General features: G+C 28.7%; 22 protein-coding genes, 1 pseudogene and 1 riboswitch. Of the genes and pseudogenes, 6 read left to right on the forward strand and 17 right to left on the reverse strand.

Features of this window, described 5'->3' with window-relative positions:
• Positions 1–11 precede the first annotated feature (11 nt).
• The 10 genes from glgB to GIL12_RS03550 all read right to left on the reverse strand — a co-directional run bounded on the left by glgB (position 12) and on the right by GIL12_RS03550 (position 8,072).
• The gene (glgB, locus tag GIL12_RS03505; protein WP_163468973.1) at positions 12–1,955 is read right to left on the reverse strand and encodes a 1,4-alpha-glucan branching protein GlgB; all 1,944 of its coding nucleotides are present in this window, start codon (positions 1,953–1,955) and stop codon (positions 12–14) included.
• 35 nt (positions 1,956–1,990) lie between these two features.
• Positions 1,991–2,425, reverse strand: coding sequence for a DUF523 domain-containing protein (locus GIL12_RS03510; protein WP_163468974.1), 435 nt, complete (start codon positions 2,423–2,425; stop codon positions 1,991–1,993).
• Positions 2,409–3,338, reverse strand: coding sequence for an RluA family pseudouridine synthase (locus GIL12_RS03515; RefSeq protein WP_239056048.1), 930 nt, complete (start codon positions 3,336–3,338; stop codon positions 2,409–2,411). Before GIL12_RS03515 ends, GIL12_RS03510 begins: the two co-directional genes overlap by 17 nt.
• A 215-nt stretch (positions 3,339–3,553) precedes the next feature.
• Positions 3,554–4,237 carry a LytTR family transcriptional regulator DNA-binding domain-containing protein gene (locus GIL12_RS03520; RefSeq protein ID WP_163468976.1) on the reverse strand — a complete coding sequence of 228 codons (684 nt, stop codon included), beginning with the start codon at positions 4,235–4,237 and terminating at the stop codon, positions 3,554–3,556.
• Positions 4,230–4,751 carry a flavodoxin family protein gene (locus GIL12_RS03525; RefSeq protein WP_163468977.1) on the reverse strand — a complete coding sequence of 174 codons (522 nt, stop codon included), beginning with the start codon at positions 4,749–4,751 and terminating at the stop codon, positions 4,230–4,232. Before GIL12_RS03525 ends, GIL12_RS03520 begins: the two co-directional genes overlap by 8 nt.
• A 15-nt stretch (positions 4,752–4,766) precedes the next feature.
• A complete protein-coding gene (locus GIL12_RS03530) occupies positions 4,767–5,420 on the reverse strand; it encodes an energy transducer TonB (RefSeq protein ID WP_163468978.1) in 654 nt (217 codons plus the stop codon).
• 18 nt (positions 5,421–5,438) lie between these two features.
• Positions 5,439–5,828: a biopolymer transporter ExbD gene (locus tag GIL12_RS03535; RefSeq protein WP_163468979.1), complete on the reverse strand. Its 390-nt coding sequence runs from the start codon at positions 5,826–5,828 to the stop codon at positions 5,439–5,441.
• Positions 5,829–5,837: 9 nt separating this feature from the next.
• Positions 5,838–6,449, reverse strand: a complete 612-nt coding sequence (locus GIL12_RS03540; protein WP_163468980.1) for a MotA/TolQ/ExbB proton channel family protein — start codon at positions 6,447–6,449, stop codon at positions 5,838–5,840.
• A gap of 4 nt (positions 6,450–6,453) precedes the next feature.
• Positions 6,454–6,828 (reverse strand): YbaN family protein, encoded by a 375-nt coding sequence (locus tag GIL12_RS03545; RefSeq protein WP_239056049.1) that lies wholly within the window; start codon positions 6,826–6,828, stop codon positions 6,454–6,456.
• Positions 6,829–6,830: 2 nt separating this feature from the next.
• Positions 6,831–8,072 (reverse strand): coproporphyrinogen-III oxidase family protein, encoded by a 1,242-nt coding sequence (locus tag GIL12_RS03550; protein ID WP_163468981.1) that lies wholly within the window; start codon positions 8,070–8,072, stop codon positions 6,831–6,833.
• Between the two features lie 274 nt (positions 8,073–8,346).
• On the opposite strand from GIL12_RS03550, the gene GIL12_RS03555 reads away from it, so the two are divergent.
• Together GIL12_RS03555 and megL are read left to right on the forward strand one after the other, a co-directional pair.
• Positions 8,347–10,515 carry a TonB-dependent receptor gene (locus GIL12_RS03555; protein WP_163468982.1) on the forward strand — a complete coding sequence of 723 codons (2,169 nt, stop codon included), beginning with the start codon at positions 8,347–8,349 and terminating at the stop codon, positions 10,513–10,515.
• A 61-nt stretch (positions 10,516–10,576) separates the two neighbouring features.
• Positions 10,577–10,662, forward strand: a riboswitch (SAM riboswitch).
• A 74-nt stretch (positions 10,663–10,736) separates the two neighbouring features.
• Positions 10,737–11,926 (forward strand): annotated as a pseudogene (megL, locus tag GIL12_RS03560) (methionine gamma-lyase).
• Between the two features lie 35 nt (positions 11,927–11,961).
• Here megL and corA read toward each other — a convergent pair.
• From corA to htpG, 7 genes are all read right to left on the reverse strand, one after another.
• On the reverse strand, positions 11,962–13,023 hold the full coding sequence (corA, locus tag GIL12_RS03565; RefSeq protein WP_163468983.1) for a magnesium/cobalt transporter CorA: 1,062 nt from the start codon (positions 13,021–13,023) through the stop codon (positions 11,962–11,964).
• Between the two features lie 98 nt (positions 13,024–13,121).
• The gene (gene metA / locus GIL12_RS03570; protein ID WP_163468984.1) at positions 13,122–14,036 is read right to left on the reverse strand and encodes a homoserine O-succinyltransferase; all 915 of its coding nucleotides are present in this window, start codon (positions 14,034–14,036) and stop codon (positions 13,122–13,124) included.
• A gap of 66 nt (positions 14,037–14,102) precedes the next feature.
• Positions 14,103–15,311: an argininosuccinate synthase gene (locus tag GIL12_RS03575; RefSeq protein WP_163468985.1), complete on the reverse strand. Its 1,209-nt coding sequence runs from the start codon at positions 15,309–15,311 to the stop codon at positions 14,103–14,105.
• Between the two features lie 17 nt (positions 15,312–15,328).
• Positions 15,329–16,048, reverse strand: a complete 720-nt coding sequence (locus GIL12_RS03580; RefSeq protein ID WP_163468986.1) for a basic amino acid ABC transporter substrate-binding protein — start codon at positions 16,046–16,048, stop codon at positions 15,329–15,331.
• A 291-nt stretch (positions 16,049–16,339) separates the two neighbouring features.
• Entirely contained in the window at positions 16,340–16,666 is a 327-nt protein-coding gene (locus GIL12_RS03585) for a hypothetical protein (RefSeq protein ID WP_163468987.1), read from the reverse strand.
• Positions 16,667–16,741: 75 nt separating this feature from the next.
• Positions 16,742–17,374 (reverse strand): transcriptional regulator, encoded by a 633-nt coding sequence (locus tag GIL12_RS03590; RefSeq protein WP_163468988.1) that lies wholly within the window; start codon positions 17,372–17,374, stop codon positions 16,742–16,744.
• A 54-nt stretch (positions 17,375–17,428) separates the two neighbouring features.
• On the reverse strand, positions 17,429–19,252 hold the full coding sequence (gene htpG / locus GIL12_RS03595) for a molecular chaperone HtpG (RefSeq protein WP_163468989.1): 1,824 nt from the start codon (positions 19,250–19,252) through the stop codon (positions 17,429–17,431).
• Positions 19,253–19,422: 170 nt separating this feature from the next.
• Between htpG and rsmB the strand changes: the two genes are divergently transcribed.
• The 4 genes from rsmB (at position 19,423) to GIL12_RS03615 (ending at position 23,034) form a co-directional block, all read left to right on the forward strand.
• Positions 19,423–20,724, forward strand: a complete 1,302-nt coding sequence (gene rsmB, locus GIL12_RS03600; protein WP_163468990.1) for a 16S rRNA (cytosine(967)-C(5))-methyltransferase RsmB — start codon at positions 19,423–19,425, stop codon at positions 20,722–20,724.
• A gap of 24 nt (positions 20,725–20,748) precedes the next feature.
• Positions 20,749–21,408 carry an O-methyltransferase gene (locus tag GIL12_RS03605; RefSeq protein WP_163468991.1) on the forward strand — a complete coding sequence of 220 codons (660 nt, stop codon included), beginning with the start codon at positions 20,749–20,751 and terminating at the stop codon, positions 21,406–21,408.
• A gap of 150 nt (positions 21,409–21,558) precedes the next feature.
• A complete protein-coding gene (locus tag GIL12_RS03610) occupies positions 21,559–22,527 on the forward strand; it encodes a permease (RefSeq protein ID WP_163468992.1) in 969 nt (322 codons plus the stop codon).
• A gap of 87 nt (positions 22,528–22,614) precedes the next feature.
• Entirely contained in the window at positions 22,615–23,034 is a 420-nt protein-coding gene (locus GIL12_RS03615; protein WP_163468993.1) for a metalloregulator ArsR/SmtB family transcription factor, read from the forward strand.
• Positions 23,035–23,185: the final 151 nt, after the last annotated feature.

Here is a 23,185-nt window from a genome sequence, read left to right on the forward strand (position 1 = left end):
TTTTTTATATATTAATATCCCCTATCCGCCCAAATTGGTTTTAAAACAATTGTTGATAAAGGAGGTATATCTATAATTACTGAATAAGGCATGTTCAACACACCTTGGATTTTAGGCTCTATAATACCACTATTTAAAACATTTGATCCCCCATAAACATCCTTGTCACTATTGAAAATTTCTCTGTAGTCAGTTATTCTTGGTACTCCAACTACAAAACTTTCCCTTTTCACAGGGGTGAAATTACAAATAATCACTAAATAATCCTTTGGATCCTTACTTTTTCTAACATAGGACACTATACTTTCAGCTGAATTATCTGCATCTATCCATGTGAAGCCATCTTGGGAACAATCTAATTCCCAAAGGGATTTCTCCCTCTTATATAGATGATTTAAATCCCTAACATATTTTCTTATACTGTCATGAAGGGGATATTTTAGCATTTGCCACTCTAATCCTTCATAAAATCTCCACTCCATAAATTGCCCTATTTCTCCACCCATAAATAATAATTTTTTACCTGGATGAGTATACATATAACCATAAAAAGCCCTTAAGGATGGGAATTTTTCTTCATAACTTCCGCTCATCTTATCTAAAAGGGATTTCTTTCCATGGACAACTTCGTCATGGGATATTGATAATATATAGTTTTCAGAAAAACTGTACATTAAAGAAAATGTAACCAAATTATGATTATATTTCCTTACTATTGGATCTAACTCCATGTATTTTAAAACGTCGTTCATCCAACCCATATTCCATTTATAGTTAAATCCAAGGCCACCAATATATGGAGGTCTAGTTACCAAAGGCCACGATGTGGCTTCTTCAGCAATCATTAATGGATTATTTACATATTTAAATATTACTTTATTTAATTCCTTTAAAAATTCAATGGCTTCTAAATCCTCATCTCCACCATTTTTATTTTTAAGTCCAAAAATTTCTGGTTGACCATATTCTAAATAAATTATATTAGATACAGCGTCAGCCCTTATCCCATCTATATGATAAACATCATATAAAAATACTGCATTGGATATTAAAAAATTTCTAACCTCTGGTTTTCCCAAATTAAAGTTAGCAGTACCCCAGCCTATATTTTCATGTCTTATTTTTTCATCATACTCGTATAAAGATTCCCCGTCAAATTGGTAAAGTCCATGGGCATCTTTGCAAAAATGTCCAGGTACCCAATCTAATATTACTCCTATTCCAGCCTTATGACATTCATTTATTAGAAATTTAAACTGTTCAGGTGTTCCATATCTACTTGTTATTGAATAATAACCTATAGTTTGGTAACCCCAAGATGCATCTAGTGGATGCTCAGCTAGAGGCATAATCTCAATATGAGTATACCCCATTTCCCGTATATATGGAACTAACTTCCTTGCAATTTCCTCATAATTATAGTATCCACCTTCTAAAGTCAATTCTTCAAAAGTTTTGTCAATGTCCCTTTTGTTAAAGGTTTTTATTTCACTATCTGGTTTTTTCTTCCAAGATCCTAAATGAATCTCATAAATATTCATAGGACTTTCATAGGAATTCCAATGCTTTCTTTCCTCAAGCCACTTTTCATCTTCCCAATTGTATTCCTTAAAAACATCCATTACAACTGAAGCTGTGTGAGGTCTAAGCTCTGAGTAAAAAGCCATTGGATCTGATTTTAATAATATTTTTTCATTTCTAGAAAGTATTTGAAATTTGTATATATCCCCTTCCTTTATTTTGGGAATAAATAGGGACCAGATGCCATTTTCACCATTGAAATTCATCAAATGATCAGTGCCATTCCAATTGTTAAACTCTCCCACAACTCTTACTTCCTTTGCATGGGGAGCCCAAACATTAAAGGAAGCTCCGTCTATATTCCCTTGAGTTTTTAGATGACAACCTAAAAATTCATATATTTTTCCATTTATTCCTGAATTAAAATTTTTCATGGGATATACACCTCCAAATATTTTATGTATAAATTTTAGTCCTTATTATATTCTTCATCAGATATTACTTCTATTCCATTTTCCAAAAGCATTCTAACAGTTATTCCATTTCCAGAAATAAGCTTTTTAGAAAAGCTTCCATCATATATTTTATTTAATCCACAAGATGGGCTTCTTCTTTGTAATATTGCTTTTTTAGCACCTACAAGTTTAGCTATTTCACAAGCTCTTTTTCCACCTTGTATATATTCCTTTGTAACATCTGTTCCTTCAGATGTTACAACTTTTAATTTACCATTTTCCTCTATAATCTCAGCAGGTTTTCTAGGGGTTTTAAGTCCTCCTAGTTGTTCTGGACAAATTGGAACTGCTAAGCCTTCATTTACTAGCTTTAATATATTTTCATTTAAATTATTTTTCCCATTGTATTTGCAGTTTATACCACATAGACAACTACTTACGATTATCATTTTTCTCCCCTGCATTATTTTTTTCTCTAATTATTTTATTTTCTTTAAACATACTTGCAAATCTTGTTGGGATTTTAGTTGAAAGAGTTATTGTTTTTCCAGTTGTTGGATGGATGAATACTATAGTTCTTGCATGTAAACAAAGTCTTTTAAGTGGACTAGTTTTAGCTCCATATTTTTTATCCCCTGCAACACTATGTCCTATACTTTGCATATGAACACGAATTTGATTTTTTCTTCCTGTTTCTATATTTGCCTCAACTAATGAATAACCTTTACTTCTACTTAAAACCTCATAGTGAGTTATTGCTTTTTTAGAACCTTCTATTGGTTTAATGTTTGAATAAGTTACCATTGCAGAATTTTCTTTTAAATAAGTGATCAATGTATCCTTATCCTTTTCAACTCTTCCCTCTACAACTGCAACATACTTTCTTTCCTTTACAGTTTCTGCCCATTTACTTTGTAATTTTTGTTGAGTTTCTGGATTTTTAGCAAATATCATAATTCCAGATGTTCCCCTATCAAGTCTATGAACTATAAATACCTTATCATTTGGATCCTTTGCCTTAACATATGTTCTTACTATATTATATGCTGTTTTTTCCTTTTCCTTGTCTGATGCCATTGAAAGTAATCCTTCTGCCTTTTCAATAGCTATTATATCCTTATCTTCAAATACTACATTGATACCTCTTAAACTATTTTCTGTAATTCTTGATCTTGAGACCATTACATCGTCTCCAATTTGTAATTTATGATTAAACTGAGATATTCTTGCATTATTTACTAAAATTTGACCATTTTTTAAAAGAGATTTTATATTGTTTTTATTTTTACCTTGAAGATTTTCTAATAAAAACTTCATTAGTTCATTTTCCTCTTTTACTTTAAACATTAAATTATTTTTCATTTTTCCTCCTAAATTTTTTAACTTAGATAAACTATCTAACATTTAAATTATAACATATTATCACATTTATGGACTTTTTTTTATATTTATTTTTTGAATTTTTGAATTTTTTTTATTTCGATTTGTTTTTTATGTTTTTTTGGTGATTTATTGAAAAAAACATCCTATTTTTGGACTGTTTTCCAAGGTTTTAGGATGTTTATTTTTCAGCTATTTTATATTATTATTTTATTTCCCATTAAGCTTTTTTGTTCCTCTAATTTTTTTAATTTTATTTTACTAATGTATAAGCAAGAATAATCCTTAAATATTATCCTCTCTTCCCTGTAATCTAAAATTTTAATCTGTTCTAGATTTACTATTAGACCTCTTTCTATTTTGAAAAAATCCCTTATGTCCTTTAATTTTTTTTCAACTGATCCAAAGGTTCTTTTTAAAGAAAATACATTTTTATCCTCCAAATGAAAATTTACTCTTCTTTCAATTCTTGAAAAATCAATATATTTTATTTCATTAAAATCTATTATTCCCTTTTGATAAGTATCATTAATAAAAAACTGCCTACAATTTTTTCTCTTATTTAAAGATATTTTAATACTTTTTTCTATTTCAAAATAATCATCCTTTAAAATACAGTCATCAACTATATTAAGCAAAAATAGAGACCTCATCTCCTTAATATTATCCTTTTCTAGAAGAATAATTAATGAGACATTTAAATTATAATAAAATTTTAAATTTTCATAAAAATTACTATCCCTATCTAATTTTATTATTAATATTTTAAATTCCCTTCCCTCTTCCAAGGGATTTACAAAATCATATGATAATTTTTCCTTTAACCTATTAATTAAATCATCTCCACCTATGACCCCAATACTTATAAGGGGATTACCCATTTATCTCTTCTACCAATTTCTTAAATTTTAATTTGGCCCCTTGTAAATCTTCTAAATTAGGATGGGAACTTACATCACTCCATCTTTTTATTCTGTCAGGGTTAGGTCCATGGGGATGACCTGCTGGAAATTGTTTTCTCATAAATTCTATTAGTTTAGGGTCAATAGCACCTTGACATAGATAGTGTCCTATCACTTTATTATTATTTTTAGTAAACAGTTCTTCTATTTTTTTAGTACAATCTTTAGCATGATCTGAATTTGGGTAAGCTCCTAAAGTAAAGAAGAAACCTATTTTTTTGTTTTTTATTTTATTTATAAAATCAAAGGCTTCTTTATTGGCAGTTCCCCTATCTATCCAAGCTCCAACTATTATAAAATCATAATCTAAACTAGCTACATCTTTAATTTCTTTAATATTTTTAACGTGAGAATTTTCTATTCCTTCACCTATTGATATAGCTACCTTTTCAGTATTTCCTGTTTTTGTTGAATATGCAATTAATGTTTTCATTTTCACTCTCCTTTTTTATGATCTTGCTTTAAATACAAATTCTTTGTTAAAATATACATTCATTTTTTTCCCATTAAATGTAATTGGTTTAAATCTCCATTTTTTTAAACTTTCTATCACTGCCCTATCAAAACCAAATTTTTCATGGGATTTAATTATTTTAATATCTTGAATCATTCCCTTGGTATTAACTAAAAATCTCACTGTTACTACCACATCTTTAGAATATCTAATTATTTCAGCCTGCCTTGGATAATCTGGATCTATTTGTCTTAGAATTTTAAACTGAATTCCCTTGGAAGAATATGAAGTGTAGCTACCATCTGAATTAGCTACAAAGTTTCCAAGTTTTTTAGGAACAATTTTTTTCTTGATTTCATTTTTTTTCTTTTTAATTACATTTTTTTTCCTTTTCATTTTACTTTTAAAATCATTATTCTTTTTTTTCTTTGCTTTCTCTTTTAATACCTCTTCTTTTTTAGGAACTGTTTCATTGCTTCCCTTTACTTTCTTTACATTGTCAACCCTTTGTTCTTTGTTTTTAATATTATAGGATATTGGCACAGTTGACCTAGAGGAAAAATTAGGGTTACCTAAAGTTTTATGTATATTATTAAATTTAAGAAAAAAACCTAGATGAATTAAAAGGGCAAATAAAAAATATTTCATTTATATTCCTCCTGTTTTTTATTCATTGAAGTTGATTCCTAAATTTTTTATTCCTTGTTTTTTTATTTTAGTAATCACATCTATAATTATTTGATATTTTAAATTTTTATCTCCTGTTACAGACACTGAGTCAGTTCCTTGGAAAACTTCATTGAGATTATCAATATCTATTTGTTTTTTTTCACCATTTTTTATTATATAATATTTTTCGTTTTTATCTATAACTATTTCAACTGGGACTTTTTTATCCTTTATGTCCATGTTAGCTGTTGGAACTTCTATATCTATTTGTCCGTATTTATCAAAGGTTGTTGTTACCATAAAAAATATAAGTAGTAAAAAAACAACATCTATGAGAGGAGTTAAATCTATAGCTAAAAGTTCTCTTTTTTTTCTATATCTTCCCATTTCTCCCTCCTATTTCTTTCTAATTACATTTATAAGATTTGTAGTTATTTTATCTATATCTTCCTCAACTTGCTCTATTCTTTTATTTAAGAAATTATATACAACTATAGCTGGTATTGCTATTGACAGTCCTGCTGCTGTTGTTAGTAATGCTTGGGAAATTCCATTTGCCACAACTGCTGGATCCCCAGCTCCATAAGTTGCTAAATTTCTAAAAGCATGGATCATACCAGTGACTGTTCCAAGAAGACCTATCATAGGGGCAATATAACCTATAATTCCTAAAATATATAATCTTTTTTCTAACAAACTTATTCTTTCCATGGCTATTTCTTTAACAAGCTGATCAAAATGATAAAAATCTCCATTTTCATCAAAACGAATTAAAAATTCCTTAACTGTTGCACCTATTGTATTTTTTTCCCTGTCACAAAGTTTATTGGCAACTTCCATTCTATTGTTAGAAACTGCATATATAATTTCTGACTTAAAAGTCTTTTTCAAATATTTTTCCCTAAAGAAAAAATAAAATACCCTTTCTAATATAATTGTTAAAGATAAAACAGAAAGTCCAAAGAGTACCCACATTAATGGTCCTCCAACTTTTAAATAATACGACATTTATCTAACCTCCATAATTTTTTTTATTTAAATTTTTTAAACTTGAAATATGATAAGATCCCCCTATTAAAACTAAAACTAAAAAACATTTCAAATATATGTTTTCCACCTTATAAATTGAATAGCCTATACTTAGAAAAACAAAAATTAATGCTGATATTTTATTTTTTAAAGTTATCCCTCTCTTTTCCTTATAATCCTTTATATATCCACCAAAAAATTTATTTTCTGTTAAATATTTATAAAATTTATCAGAAGACTTGCTAAAGCAATAACAACTAACAAGTAAAAAAGGTGTTGTTGGCAAAAGAGGTAGAACTATTCCTACAAACCCTAATACCAAAAAAATTATTCCAACTATAAATAATAATTTTTTCATAATTATTTTCCTTTTTCTAAATTTATAATCATTTTTACAACTTCAGCAGTTATGCTATTCCCCCAAAAAACTCCATCTATTGTATAAGTATAACTTGAATCTGATATTTCAATTAATCCTTTTTCTTCCATATTCTGTAGCAATTTATAAACTTCCCTGTAATGACATCCTGATAAATTCTGTATTTCAGAAAGATTAACACTTTTAAACTGCATAATACCTGAAAGTTTTTTTAAATTATATTTAAATTCAGAATCTCTAGAATAAAAAGAAACCATCCTGTTTAAGTTATAATATTCAATATCTTCAACTCTTCCCCCTGAACCATTTCCAATGGCAAGTAAATTTTTGCATCTATTAATATTATCTATATATTTATATTGGTCCTTTCCATTTGATATTTTAGTATGTTCCAACACCTTGTATCCATTGTTTAAGGTTATCTCTAAAAATCTATTATGCAGTTCCATATCCCTTTTTAAACTATATTTAAAAAAGATTTTATCCTCTGCCCTTTCTTTGGCAATTTTAGATCCCCCTTGTATCATAAGAGAATAGAAACTAGAACTATCAACTTTTAGTTCACATAAAATTTTTGCATCCTCTTCTAATTCTTCTAAAGTTTCCCCAGGATAATTATAAATAATATCTATGCACAAAAGCCCATTAAAGTTTTCTTTAATTTCTTTTAATTTCTTAATAACAGTTTCTTTATCATAAGTTCTATTTAATAATTTTCTTCCTCTATTTGAAAAAGTTTGTACACCAATACTTATTCTATTTACCCCATACTTTTCCATAATTTTTAATTTCTCTATACTTAAATTATGAATAGTACTTTCAAAGGTTATTTCACAATCCTTTGAAAATTTAAAATTTTTCTTCAATGCAACAAGAATTTTTTCAAGTTCCTCTTCCTTGTAAACAGTTGGAGTTCCTCCACCAAAAAATACAACTGAAATTTCATTTCCCTTAACATATTTTCTTTCTCCATATTTTTCAAATTCTTTACAAAGATAATTAGCATAGTCTCCTAAGCCCTTATTTATTTGTTTTCTATTCATGTTACAAAAGGAACAAATTTTATCACAATAGGGAGTATGCACATATATTCCACACTGATTATCACTAGGTTCTGAATTTAATATTTTATTAAATCCAATACTGGTACCTATATTTCTTTTTAACAAATTATCAATTATATTTTTTACCTCATGATGGGATTTATACCTAACTTCAAACATTTTCCTCTCCTTAAATATTAATGAAAATAATAATAAAATTTAGTTAGCCTAAACTAACTTCATTTAGAATACTACGTTTATGGAATCTTGTCAAATGTTTTATGTGACGAATACTTTGACATTCTAATTAAATTGTGACTTATTCATTGTAGTATGAGCTCCTTTATGTGATTTTTGTGTGATTTTAAAAAAATTTCAATTATTAATAGTATAATATTTTTAAAATATAATTTGATACACTAAATATTAGAGTGTCTCAATTTGAGGAGGAAAGATGAAAAAAAGTTTGTTATTGTTTTATTTAGCTTTGTCTGCTTGTGCTATAGCTAATGATGTTACTTTGGGAAAAAGTATTATTAACCCTGATTATATAGAAGTTGAAAAATTAAAATCAACTAAAAATGTAATTGTAATTGATGAAAAGGATATTGCTGAAAAGGGTTATCAAAATGTATCTGAAATTTTAGATGATATTCCTGGAGTAACTGTTGGAACAAGTGGATGGGGAGAGATTGATATTAGAGGTCAAGGGGAAGGGGAAGCTGCTAAAAATATCCAAGTTTTAGTTGATGGCGCCCCTATTACTCTTTTATTAAATCATCCTTATACAGCTAATTATGATATTGTTCCTGTGGAACAAATTGAAAAAATTGAAGTTATCCCTGGAGGAGGTTCTGTTCTTTATGGTAATGGTACTGTTGGGGGAGTTATCAATATTACAACTAATTTAAAATCCATGGAAAAGCCTAAAAACAAAGTTGGTTATGAATTTACCATAGACCAAGAAAAAAGATATTATGCTAATATTGGGGAAAAAATAAATGATAATTTAACAGTTCAATTAAACTATTCTAAAAGTGAAAAGGATTGGTATTTTGTAGATACCTTTGACAACACTGAATATTTTTCTGGAGGCTTTAACTATAAAATAAGTGATAAACAAGCTGTAGCCTTAAAATATAGCCGTTTTGAGGAAGATGGGAAGTTTATTAAAACAGTTAAAAGTGGAAATCTTAAAAATTATGGTAGAGACTATCGCCCTGATACTAGCCTAGTTACAGTTGGAATTGATGAAAATAAGGAAAAAATAAAGAAAAGAATCAGTGGATATAATATTGCTGATAGGTTAGAGGAAAATTGGAAGGGAAGTTATTCTTTAAATATTAGTGATAACCTTGACTTATCAGTTGATGCCTTTCACAATGAGGGATATTTTAAAAATAATCCCTATGAATATGAAAGTGATCAGAAAATTGAGCAAAAAACTGATGGAATAAAGGCTAAACTAAACTACAAGTACACTGAAAAAAATAATATATTATTTGGTTTAGACTATTTCAAACAAAATGCAAGTATTAATTATGACGATATTACATCTAGAAAAGTTAGCAGTGGAGATGTTCCTGATATTAGTGCTGGGGAAAGTGTTGATAAATATGGATACATAGTTAACAAAGATGGAAATGACACTTACAAAGCTGACCAATTAAATTTTGATTATGAAAGATATGTTAAGGCCCTTTATTTCTTAAATATTTTCAAATACAAAAATTTAGAATTTACCCAAGGAGCTAGGTTTGATAGAACAGATTGGAGTACCTTTAAAAAAGCTGCTGGTGGTTGGGGAGTTCTAAATGGAACTAGTCATAGGGACAACTGGAACTATGAACTATCTGCTGGATATAACTATAGAGATACTGGTAAAATTTATGCTAGGTATGAAAGAGGTTTCACTGGACCAGATGGAATGGAAATAACAGATAGGGTCTATATAAATGGTGAAAAAGCAACTGTACTTACAAATGCAGAGGATGAAATTTTTGATATTTATGAAGTTGGATTAAGGGACTATGTTTTAGGTTCTGCCTTTAATTTAACACTTTTCTATAATGAAACTGATAACCAAATGGATAGATTCTATCATTTTTCAAATGGTCATTTAAATATGATAACTGACAATTTATACAAAACTCATAGATATGGGCTAGAAACATCCCTTAGTCAAAAAATTGGAAAATTTTCCTTTGAAGAAAGTTATACTTATTTAATGGGAAAATCAGATTACAACAATAAAGGAAAAGAGCTTAAAGGGGAAGTTTCCCTAGTTGATTCTGGACTTAAAAAAGTTCCAAAACATAATATTATGTTAAGTGGTAATTATAATTTCACAGATAATTTCTCTGGAGGTCTTACTTGGAAATATACAGGTTCTTATAATAATTTTACAAAGGAAACTAGCAGTGAAGATGGAATTGTTAAATCAAATACTGTTGTTGATCTATCCTTAAAATATAATCATCCAAATGGGATGAGTATTTATGGGGGAATAAATAATTTGTTTAATGAAGAATATTTTGGATATGTTAGTGGTAGCGGTAGCTATACCTATGTTATCCCTCAAGAAAAAAGATCATTCTATGCTGGATTTAGCTATATTTTCTAAATTAAAATTATTTAATTTATTGACAAATTTTTTCATTTGTTGTATCATAAGTGAAATTAAATATCCATCAAGAGAAACTGAGGGACTGGCCCGATGATGTTTCAGCAACCTATTTTATATGTGGTGCTAATTCCAGATAGATGAAAATCACTAATTTTAATATAGTGGCTCTATTACTTGATGGATGGTAATAGAGCCTTTTTTTATTTAGGAGGAAACTTATGACAAATTTAAAAAACAAGGGAATTGGAACAATATCAATACATGGAGGAAGCAAAAAAAATGCCTTTGGAGCCCTAACTACACCTATATTCCAAAGTTCAACTTTTATATTTGATTCTGCTGAACAAGGGGGAAGAAGATTTGCCCTAGAAGAAGATGGGTATATTTACGGTAGATTAGGTAATCCTACAGTTAGTGTTGTGGAAGAAAAATTAGCTCTACTTGAAAATGCTGAAGCTGGTCTTGGTACTGCCTCTGGAATGGGAGCAATCAGTTCTACATTTTGGACTTTCCTTAAAAGTGGAGATCATATAGTTACTGATAAAACTCTATATGGATGTGCCTTTGCCTTTTTAAATGCAGGTATTTCTAGATTTGGTGTTGAAGTTAGTTTTATAGATACATCTGATTTACAAGCTGTTAAAGATGCTATTAAACCTAATACTAAAATAATATATTTAGAAACTCCAACAAACCCAAATTTAAAAATAGTTGACATTGAAGCTATTGGTAAAATAGCTAAAAATTATGAAAATATTAAATTAATAGTTGATAATACCTTTGCATCTCCATATTGTCAAAACCTTTGGATTTAGGTGCAGACATAGTTGTTCACTCAGCTACAAAATATATTAATGGTCACGGAGACTTACTTGCAGGTTTTGTTCTTGGGAAAAAAGAAGATTTAGATCAAATTAGATTTGTTGGAATAAAGGATATGACTGGTGCAGTTTTAGCACCTGCAGAGGCTAGTTTAATAATCAGAGGTTTAAAAACTTTCCAAGTTAGAATGGAAAGACATTGTGAAAGTGCTCTAAAGGTTGCTAGATTTTTAGAAGGTCATCCTAAAATAAAAAAAGTATACTATCCTGGTCTTGAATCTCACAAGGGATATGAAATTGCTAAAAAACAAATGATAAACTTTGGTGGAACTCTAGCCTTTGAATTACAAGGGGGATTTGAAGCTGGTAAAAAGCTTTTAAATACAGTTGAACTTTGTACCCTTGCTGTTAGTCTTGGATGTACTGAAACATTAATTGAGCATCCTGCTTCAATGACTCACTCTCCATACACTAAGGAAGAGCTTAAGGCTGCTGGACTTGATGAGGGGCTAGTTAGACTGTCTGTTGGTCTTGAAGACATAGAAGATATTATTGAAGATTTAGAAACTGCATTAAAAAATTTATAATATATATATAAAAGTCGTACTAGATTCTAGTACGACTACCACCATTTTTTCTTTTTAAAATAAATTATCATAATCACTATTATTAATAGCATAACACCTAAAGTGTAAAAATATCCATTTGGATTTTCTAGCTCAGGCATATGTTTAAAGTTCATTCCATATAACCCTGTTAAAAAACTAAGGGGAATGAATATTGTTGAAATAATTGTAAGGATTTTCATAACACTGTTCATATTATTATTAACAGTTGTGTAGTATATTTGTAAAAGTTCTGAAGAATCAGAAGTTAAACTGTCCACAGAAGAACATATACTTGTAATATGGTCATATAAATCCCTAAAATAATTTTTCAAATCCTTTCCAAAATAATTTAAAACCTCTTCATTAAAGAACTTGAGATTTATCTCCCTCATTGAATAGGTTATCTTCTTTAAACCAAGGGCTTCTCTTTTTAGATACAGTATTTCTTCTAAATACTCCTCTTTAAATTTCTTTAAAATATTGTATTCCATAGTACCTACCTTGCCATTTATAGAATCAATTATTTCAAAATAATTATCAAATAAGTTATCTATTATAGCATAAGAAAGATATCTAATACCTCTTTTTACAATTTTAGAATTAGGTGTTTCCAATCTTTTTTTTATTGAAGCAAATATATCCTTGGAATTTTCTTGAAAGGTAATTAAAACCTTCCCTACTAAAATAAAAGAAACTTGGTCATAAATTATTTTTCTTTCTACCATTTCAATGGATTTTAAAACAATGAATAAGTAAGATCCCCTGTCTTCAATTTTTACCATTTGATTAACATTTGCCAAATCCTCAAGGATTAAACTGTCAATGTTAAAAAGTTCCCCTACTTTTTCTATAATCTCCACATTGTGAACACCTGTTATATTTACCCAATTAAATTTATTATTAGTTTTTATAAAGCTAATGTCATCTGAATAATTTAAAGATTTTTTTTCAATTCCCTTGTCATCAAAGGAATATACATCCACCTTAACATCACATTTGCTTTCTTCTTTTCCTGTATATAAAATAGTTCCTGGGGGTAGCCCAACTTTTCTTTTGTGATTTTTAACTTCTTCCACAGCTTTCCTCCCATGTGACTTTATAAATGAGACCTTCTTTCAGTCTAGCCCCATTATATCACTACTATTCCTATAATTCAAGATACTATAGCTATCATTTAAATATCACATATATTAAATGGTGTTCTTTGATATACATAATAATTTAGCCAGTTTGAATATAGTAAATATGAGTGGGATTTCCACGTTGAAATTGGTTCCCTAGTTACATCATTTTCAGGAAAATAATTTAATGGAAGCTCAGGATTTTCACCCTTTTCCACATCCCTTAAATATTCATTTTTCAAAGTATCTGCGTCATATTCAGAATGTCCAGATACAAATATCTGCCTTCCATCCTTTGACATTGCTAAATACACCCCTGCTTCCTTTGAAGTTGATAAAACCACTAAATTATCAACATTTTGAAAACTTTCAATATCAACAGTTGTATTTCTAGAATGGGGTACTAAAAATTCATGATCAAAACCTCTCACCAAAGGAATTTTATCATCTACAATAGTGTGTTTAAAAATCCCATTTAATTTTTTATCTAAAAGTCTCTTGTTTATTCCATAGTTGTAGTAAAGCCCTGCTTGAGCTCCCCAACATATATGAAATGTTGAATATACATTGGTCTTTGACCACTTCATTATTTCACTTAATTCTTTCCAGTACATAACCTCTTCATAATCTAGCTTTTCCACAGGTGCCCCTGTGATTATAAGCCCATCAAACTTTTTATCCTTTACTTCACTGAAAAATTTATAAAAGGACTCTAAATGTTTTCTAGAAGTATTTTTGGATCTATAGCTTTCCATAGTAAGAAGAGTTATATTTATTTGTAGAGGAGTATTACTAAGTAATCTTAATAATTGCTCCTCTGTTTTTTCCTTAGTTGGCATTAAATTTAAAATAGCAATTTCCAAAGGTCTAATATCTTGTGTTTTTGCTCTTATATTATCCATCACAAAAATATTTTCATCCTTTAAAACTTCTTTAGCTGGCAAATCTTTAAATATTTTTATCGGCATATATGTCACTCTCCTAACTTTTTTATATTACCGACAATTCTATCACAAAGTGCTAGGAGAAGTCACCTATTTTTTTCCTCTTAATAGAGCCTCTATTTTTATAGGTAGACCAAATAGATTGATAAATCCAGCTGCGTCCTTTTGATTATATACTTCATCCTCATCAAAAGTTGAGAAATCTTCTGAATATAAAGAACAATCTGATTCTAATCCTTGTAAAATAATATTTCCTTTATATAATTTTAATTTAACTGTTCCAGTTACAAATTCTTGTGTTTCATCAACAAAGGCTGATATTGATTTTCTATATTTTGTAAACCATTGACCATTATAAATTAATTTAGCCATATCATTTGATAATTTTTCCTTAGCTTGAATTGTATCTCTATCAACACATAGTCTTTCTAGTTCTTCATGGGCAAAATATAATATAGTTCCTGCTGGAGTTTCATATACTCCACGGGATTTCATTCCAACTAGTCTGTTTTCAACTAAATCTATAACTCCAACCCCATGTTTTGCACCTAATTTATTTAATGTTTCAAGTATTTTAAGACCCTTCATTTTTTCACCATTTAAAGCTACTGGAACACCCTTTTCAAAGTCTATATTTACATACTCAGCTTCATCACTTGCTTTTTCCAAAGGTTTTACCCATTGAAGTAATTCATCATAGTTAGGAGTATTTCCTGGATTTTCTAGATCTAATCCCTCATGACTTATATGGAAAATATTTTCATCTCTACTATATGAAGTTTTTTCATTAAAAGGTAGCTTAACTCCCTTTGATTTTAAATATTCTATTTCTTGTTTACGAGATTTTATATCCCAAATACGCCAAGGAGCTATTATTTTCATATTTGGAGCTAGAGCTTTTATACCTAACTCGAATCTAACTTGATCGTTCCCTTTACCAGTGGCACCATGAACTATATAACTAGCTCCTTCTTTTTGAGCTATTTCAACTAATCCCTTTGATATAACTGGTCTTGCTATAGCTGTTCCAAGTAAGTATTTACCTTCATACTTTGCCCCTGCCTTTATCATTGGAAATATATATTCATCCACTAACTCTTGTTTTTTATCAACAGCGTAGAATTTTTTAGCTCCTATATGCTCTGCTTTTTCTCCCACAGCTTCAAAGTCTTCCTTTTGACCAACGTCAACTGAAACTGCAATAACGTCAAAATCATAATTTTCTTGTAGCCAAGGTACTATAACTGATGTATCTAATCCTCCTGAATATGCTAGTACAACCTTTTCTTTAGTTTCCATTATATATACTCTCCTTTTTAGTTAAAATATTTTTCCATTAATTCATCATAAGTTCCGTCTTCCATAAGTTCTTCAAGTGCTCCGTCTATTTCCTCTGTTAATTCATTATTATCCTTTGATACAGCTATAGCATATTCTTCCTTGTCTAAATCAGTATCAATTAATTTTAATCCTGTATTCTTTTTAATATAGTTTTTAGCTGGTTCTGAATCTAAAACAACAGCGTCTACTTTTTTAGCCTTAAGAGCCATTACACCTTCACCTGCTCCGTTATATCTTTTAACATCTACACCTTCTATTTTACTAACTGCAACATCTCCAGTATATCCTAATATAACTCCAACTGATTTTCCCTTCATGCTTTCTAAAGAGTCTATATCATTTGTTTCTTCATTAACTAAAATCTTTTGAGTTGAAGTGTAATAAGCTTGTGAGAAGTTAACAAATTTCTTTCTGTCATCAGTTGCAGTCATTCCTGCAATAATTACATCTAATTTATTACTTTGTAAAGCTGGTAATAATCCATCAAATGCCATATCCTTCCATTTAATTTCCTTTCCTATTTTTTCTCCTATTTTTTCCATAAGCTCCACATCAAAACCTTTCATTTCACCATTTTCCAAATACTCAAATGGGAAAAACTCTGGATTAGTCCCAACATATATACTCTTACTGCCCTTTGCAAATGTAAAGGCACACATTAATATCATCCCACATAAAACTATTAATTTTTTCATAAATTTCCTCCATATTTTTATTTTTAGGTACAAAAAAACAAGGTAACATATTTTCAAATGTTACCTTGTTAAACATCAACAAGTTAATTAATTATTATGACTTCTCAAATTATATTATTTCTATAGGTAGGAGTTCATAACATTATTAGCAACATTAAAAAAACTAGAATATTTGTTTTTACAAAGTCTCCTGCTCCTGATATTTACTACTAATAACATAAGATTTCCTCCTTTTTTATAATTTGAGTAATTCTATCACAAATAAATTAACATGTCAAATTTTTTTGTATTTTAGAAAATTTTATTTAGCTCCTCTTCTATAAGAGTTAATAGTTCTTCTTCCACCAATACATCTTTATATTTATTATGTAATAGATGTTCAGCTTCCTTTATTACCTCTATTTCACTTGTATGATCCCCTCTAAATTTATCCTTAAACAATCTTTTAGAAAGTTTGCTCATAAAGATTTTTACACTTTTTAAATTTCCCTTAACAACTTTCCCTGTTTCTATTTTTAACTCTGTATCTACAATTCTTCCCCTGTGTTTTTCCTTTTCATAATAATCATAATCACTAGTTCTTAAATACTTTTCAATTTCTAAATCTGTAATATACATAATCTCACCTTCTTTTTTTGGAGTTACCCTATATATACAATATTAATCTATAAAAATCAACATGTCCCACAGTAATTATTTAGCTATATCTATACCAAACTCTTTTAAATAATTATATATTGTGTACCTTGATATATTCATTTTTAAAGCAACAGTTTGAATACTTTTTTTTAGGGAAAATCCCCCATTGTCACTTATATATTTAACAAGCTCCATTCTTTCTTTTTTATTCATTTCCTTAACTGGTTTTCCTATTGTTCTAAGTCCCTCTTCAAATATTTCAAGAATAACCTTTTCATTGGGATTTTCATTAATAGCTTTGGAAACATCAATTCCTGTTTTTATAATGTCAAATATTGCATTTTGTGCAATTGAAAGTTTTGTGAAATCAAAGTTTATACCTAAAACATAATGAAAATTATCAGATTTAAAATGAAAAGTTGTTGATTTTATCATTCTTCCATCAGTTGTTTTACCTAAACAATTGTATAAATCCTTTCCATTTCTCATATCATCTAGATTATATATTCCTAAAAGGTTTAACTTATCCCCTTTTTTTCTTCCAGTTACATGTCCATTGTAAATAGAAGCCACAATACAGTCTTCAGTATTAAAATCATGGATTATTGTTTCACATTCTGATCCAAACATAACTGAAATCCCATTTGCTAGATTGTCTAAAAATTTAAAGGCCTCTTTTCTATCCATAGCTTTTCTCCTCTTAAAAATATTTTCTTCCTAATATGATACTTTTAAATAGAATTATTTAGATAAAATTTTATTTAATTTCTCAGCAAATTTTATTGGATTTTCTATTTTAAATCCTTCAATTAAAAGTGCTTGATCATATAATATTTCTAGTAAGTCTGAAGCTTCCTCATCATTTGCATTTTTTAATTTTTCAAATAGAGGATGTTCTGGATTTAATTCCAATATTTTTTCAGCTTTAACTTTATCATTTCCAGGCATTTGAGAAAGAGTTTTTTCCATTTCTAGAGAAATTTCTCCCTTTGAAGTCATTGCCACAGCTGAAGAACCTAGGTTATTTCCTAGTTTTACCTCTGCTATTTTATCCCCTAATAATTCTTTAAATTTATCAAGTGTAGTTTTATTTTCCTTTTCCAAATCCTCATCTTTTTTTGCTTCCTCTTCATTTAATTTAAAGTCAGAGGCAGTTATTGATTTAAATTTCTTTCCACTGTATTCAGACAATGTTTTTATTGTAAATTCATCTATTCTATCTGTAAAGTATAATATTTCAAATCCCTTTTCTTTTAACGCTTTTAATTTAGGAAGAGATTTTACCATTTCTTCACTTTCTCCAGTTACATAGAAGATACTTTCTTGATCACTTGGCATTCTATCAACATATTCTTTAAATGTTACATATTTATCTTCAAATGATGATTTAAATATTACTAAATCTTTTAATTTTTCTTTGTTTAAACCAAATAACTCTTGAATTCCAAATTTAATTGTTTGTCCAAATATTTCCCAGAATTTAATGTATTTTTCCCTATCAGTTTTTAGTAGTTTAGAGAATTCCCCTAGAATTTTCTTTTCTAAATTTTTAGATATTTTACTTAGTTCATTGTTTTGTTGTAAAATTTCCCTTGAAATATTTAAAGATAGGTTATCAGTGTCAACTACACCCTTTAAGAATCTTAAATATTCTGGAACTAAGTTCTCAGCTGATTCCATTATAAATACATTTTTGCAATATAGTTGTAATCCTCTTTTATAGTCTTTAGTATAGAAGTCCATTGGAGTTCTATCAGGTACAAATAAAACTGCATTGTATTCTAAAGATCCTTGAACCTTAAAATTAAAACTCATTAAAGGATTTTCTGTATCAAAGAATGTTGATTTATAAAATTCATTGTACATTTCATCTGTAATATCTTTTTTATCTAATTTCCATAGTGGTTTTTCATTATTTAGTTTTTCTTCCCCTAACATTACTGGGTATTTTATAGAACCTGAATGTTTTTTAACAAGGGATTTTAATCTGTATTCCTCTGCAAAATCCTTGTCATCTTCTTTTAAATGTAAGATAATCTTTGTTCCTCTTACTAGATCTTCAAGATTTTCAACTTCTTCTATTTCATATGTTCCATCTCCATTTGATAACCATTTTACAGTTGTTTTAGATAATGGAGATTTAGTTAATAAAGTTATCTCATCAGCTACCATAAATGCTGAATAGAATCCAACACCAAATTGTCCTATTATATCTAAATCTTTATTCTCCTTTGCCTCTTTAATTTTTTCTAAAAAAGCCTTTGATCCTGATTTAGCTATTGTTCCTATATTTTCATTAACTTCTTCAAAGGTCATTCCAATACCATTGTCTTGAATTTCCAATGTTCCCTTATCTTTATCTCCCTTTAATACTATTTTAAAATCTTTTCCATCATTTAATAACTCAACATTAGTTAAAGAATTAAATTTTAATTTATCTATTGCATCACTTGAGTTTGATATAAGTTCCCTTATAAATATCTCCTTATTACTATAAATAGAATGAACCATAAGATTTAATAGCTCTTTAGTTTCTGCTTGAAAATTTTGTGTTTCTTTTCTCATTGTAATTCTCCTCCTATTTTTTTTAGCACTCGTGGCGTTTAACTGCTAATGTTAAAATACCATATATTTTTTATAGTGTCAATACCTAAAAACTATTATTCCCTTCTTTTAATTAAACTCAGAATATAGTATAATAATAGGGAAAATATATATTAAAAGGAAGTACTACTATGAATATCAAAAAGAGAATTATCTCTATAATATCTGAAACTGAAAAAGGAAAATATTCAAATATTGCCCTAAATGAATATTTTAAGGCTAATCCCCTAAGTGCCAAAGAAAGAGGCTTTATAACAGAGGTTTTTTATGGGGTTATTAGAAATAAAATTTTTCTAGATACTATGATTGATAAAAGAGTTACAGTGATAAAAAAGGATTGGCTTAGACAACTTCTAAGAATTTCAATTTATCAAATAACTTTTATGGACAGTGACGAAGCTGGTGTTGTTTGGGAAGGAGCTGAACTTGCAAAAAGAAAATTCAGTAATCCCCTTGGAAAATTTGTAAATGGAGTTTTAAGAAGTTATTTAAGAGATAAAGAAAAGGAAATTGAAAATCTTAGAGATGAACATAAATTAAATATTTTATACTCTTATCCAAAATGGTTCTACAAAAAAATGGAATCTGAATATGGAAAGGATTGTGAAAATGTTTTAAAATCCCTAAAAAAAATACCTTATCTTTCTGTAAGAGTAAACACTTTAAAATATTCAACTGAAGAATTTGAAAAACTTCTTGAAGCAGAACATATAAATATAATGAAAAAAATAGATACTGTTTACTATATTGATTCTGGAATAGTTATATACTTTAAGGAATTTAAGGAAGGAAAAATAATAGCTCAAGATGGTTCTTCTTATTTAGCTGTTAAATTACTAGACCCTAAACCTGGAGAGAGAGTTTTAGACACTTGTTCTGCACCTGGTAGTAAAACTGTTTTAATTGGAGAATTAATGAAAAACCAAGGGGAAATCCTAGCTTTGGACATATATCCTCATAAATTAAAATTAATAGAAAACAATGCTAAAAAAATGGGAATAGACATTATTACAGCAGTTAAAATGGACGCTGTTAAAGTTAAAGAACAGGGAAAAAAATTTGATAAAATTTTAGTTGATGCCCCTTGCAGTGGTTATGGAGTTATTAGAAAAAAACCTGAGGCTCTTTACAATAAGGATATGAACAATGTTAATGAGCTTTCTGCCCTTCAATATAATATTTTAGATTCTGCTAGTAAGGTTCTAAAGGATGATGGGGAATTAGTTTACAGTACTTGTACAATAACAAAGGAAGAAAACACTGATAATATTGCTAAATTTTTAGAAAATAACCCTGACTTTGAAAGTGTTAAGGTTGAGATTCCTTCAAATGTAAAGGGAGAATATGACGATTTTAACGGATTCTTAATAAACTATAAGGAAGAGGTTCTTGATAACTTTTATATTATCAAACTTAGAAAAAAGAAAAATTAATGCTAATATGTTTTAGGAGGAAAAATGCTTGAAGAATTAAAAGAAGCTAATGAATATGTTATTAGCAAAATTAAAGAAGAAGATACCCTTATATTGGAAATGGAAGAATTTGCTAAAAAAGAAAATGTTCCAATTGTAACTAAAGAAGTTGCTAAATATTTGGAATTTATGGTGAACATGAATAAAAGTAAAAATATACTAGAAATAGGTACTGCAATTGGTTATTCTGGTATTCTTATGGGAAATATTGCTAAAAAATATAATGGGAAACTTACTACAATAGAAATTGATGAAACTAGATTTGCTCAAGCTAAGGAAAATTTTAAGAAATCAGGACTTACAAATGTTAACATGATACTTGGAGATGCTTTAACAGAAATACCAAAATTAAATGAAAAATTTGATTTTGTCTTTATTGATGCTTCTAAAGGTCAATACAAAAGATTTTTTCAAGATTCATATAAATTATTAGAGGATGATGGAATTATTTTCATAGATAACATTATGTTCAGGGGATATTTATACAAGGAATATCCAAAAAGATTTAAAACTATAGTTAGAAGATTAAATGAATTTATTGACTACCTTTATGAAATATATCCAAGCTTTACATTATTACCCTTTGGGGATGGAGTTGGTCTGATACAAAATGAAATCAGGAAAAATCACACTAATGAAGAATAATTCAAAATTACAAATCCTAAGCCAGTCTTATTATAGACTGGCTTTATTTTTATACAATTAATTTAATAATTGACAAACATAAAAAAAAATAGTATTATCTTATGTGCTTAATAGCGCTTATGAGCATATAAAAATTATGGAGGTTTTAAAATGAATGAACAATTTAAGATAGCCCTTGGAGAATTTTGGCATGTTGGCTCTGCACTTATTATTATTATAGGGGTTATCTCAATTTTTACAGGATTTGTTAAGGAATATATCCCCCAAGAAAAATTCCAAAAAAAATTAAAGGGTCAAAAAACTGTACAAGGTGCTATAACTGGAGCATCAATTGGTATATTAACACCTTTTTGTAGTGCTTCTATGGTTCCAGTTGCAATGGGAATGATTGAAATGTCTGCTCCCTTTACAACTGTACTACCATTTTTAATTTCAGCACCACTTTCAAATTTTGTTGTAGTTGGAATAATCTTTGGTGCCTTTGGATTTAAAGTTGCCCTTATATATTTTTTATGGACTTTTTGTGGAGCAATTCTAGCTGGGCTTACAGTGGGACGTAGTAGAGTAAAGTATCAAGTGAAAAATTTAGCAGAAATAGCTGCAAGTAAAAAAAGCACTAGCTCATGTGGTGAATCAAATAATCAACCTAAAAGTTGTTGTGCCACTGTTAAGAAAAGCACATGTTGTGGATCTGCACCTAGCAATGAAAATAGAGACAAAGTAAAGGGAGCTATGAAGTTTGCAGGGGCATTATTTAAACAAATTGCTCCATATGCTTTAATAGGTGCTGCTATAAGTGGTATTGCCCTAGCCTTTATTCCAAATACTATTGTTGAGCAATATGCTGGGGGAGACTCATGGTTTGCTATTCCAATAGCTGCAGCAATAGGTATCCCTTTATATTTAAGAATTGAAATGGCCATTCCTCTTTTAGGAACATTGCTTACAAAGGGAATGAGCATGGGAGCTGCTATAGCTCTTTTAATTGGAGGTACTGGAGCTAGTTTACCAGAGCTTGCAATTTTATCTTCAATGTTAAAACCAAAGGGAATTGCAGCCTTTGCAATAACAGTATTTTTCATTGCAACTTCTGGTGGGATATTTTTTATGTTCATTTAGATAGGGTGTAGCTACCTCTTTACAAATTAATTTAAAAGCTGTATACTATGAATATGCTAGAACAAGCATATTTGTAAGGAGGTTAATATGAAAAACATTGAAATAAATCAATTTGAACGTTATACAACAATTTTTAAGGCTTTGTCAGATCTAACAAGACTTAAGATAATATGGTTACTATTATCAATTGATTCAAAAATAAGTGTATCTGAGATAATTGATGTTCTTGAAGAAAACCAGTATAATGTATCAAAGCATTTGAAAATTTTAAAAAATTCAAATTTAATTCACGAAAGAAAAGAAGGAAAATGGTCATTTTATTATTATTTACCCAGTGATGACTCATTTGATGAATATATTAGAAAAACAGTTATGTCAATCCCAAAGGAGCTAATGATAGAGGAAATAGGGAGATGTTCCAAACGTCTATCAATGAGAGTTGATGGAAAATGTGTCCTTGGATCTAAAAGTGACCTATGGAGTAAAATAAAAGATGAAAACAATTAATTGTTTTCATCTTTTTTATTATTATGGGTCTATAATATTTGGTGTTGGTATTTGTAAAAATACTAATGCCTTTATTTTTTGCAAAAAAAAATTGAGACAAATAAAAAAATCCGTTACAATTAAGTTGCGACACCAAAAGAAAGGATGTGAT

This window comes from Fusobacterium sp. IOR10, from assembly GCF_010367435.1.
In the GTDB taxonomy this organism is placed as follows: Bacteria; Fusobacteriota; Fusobacteriia; order Fusobacteriales; family Fusobacteriaceae; genus Fusobacterium_B.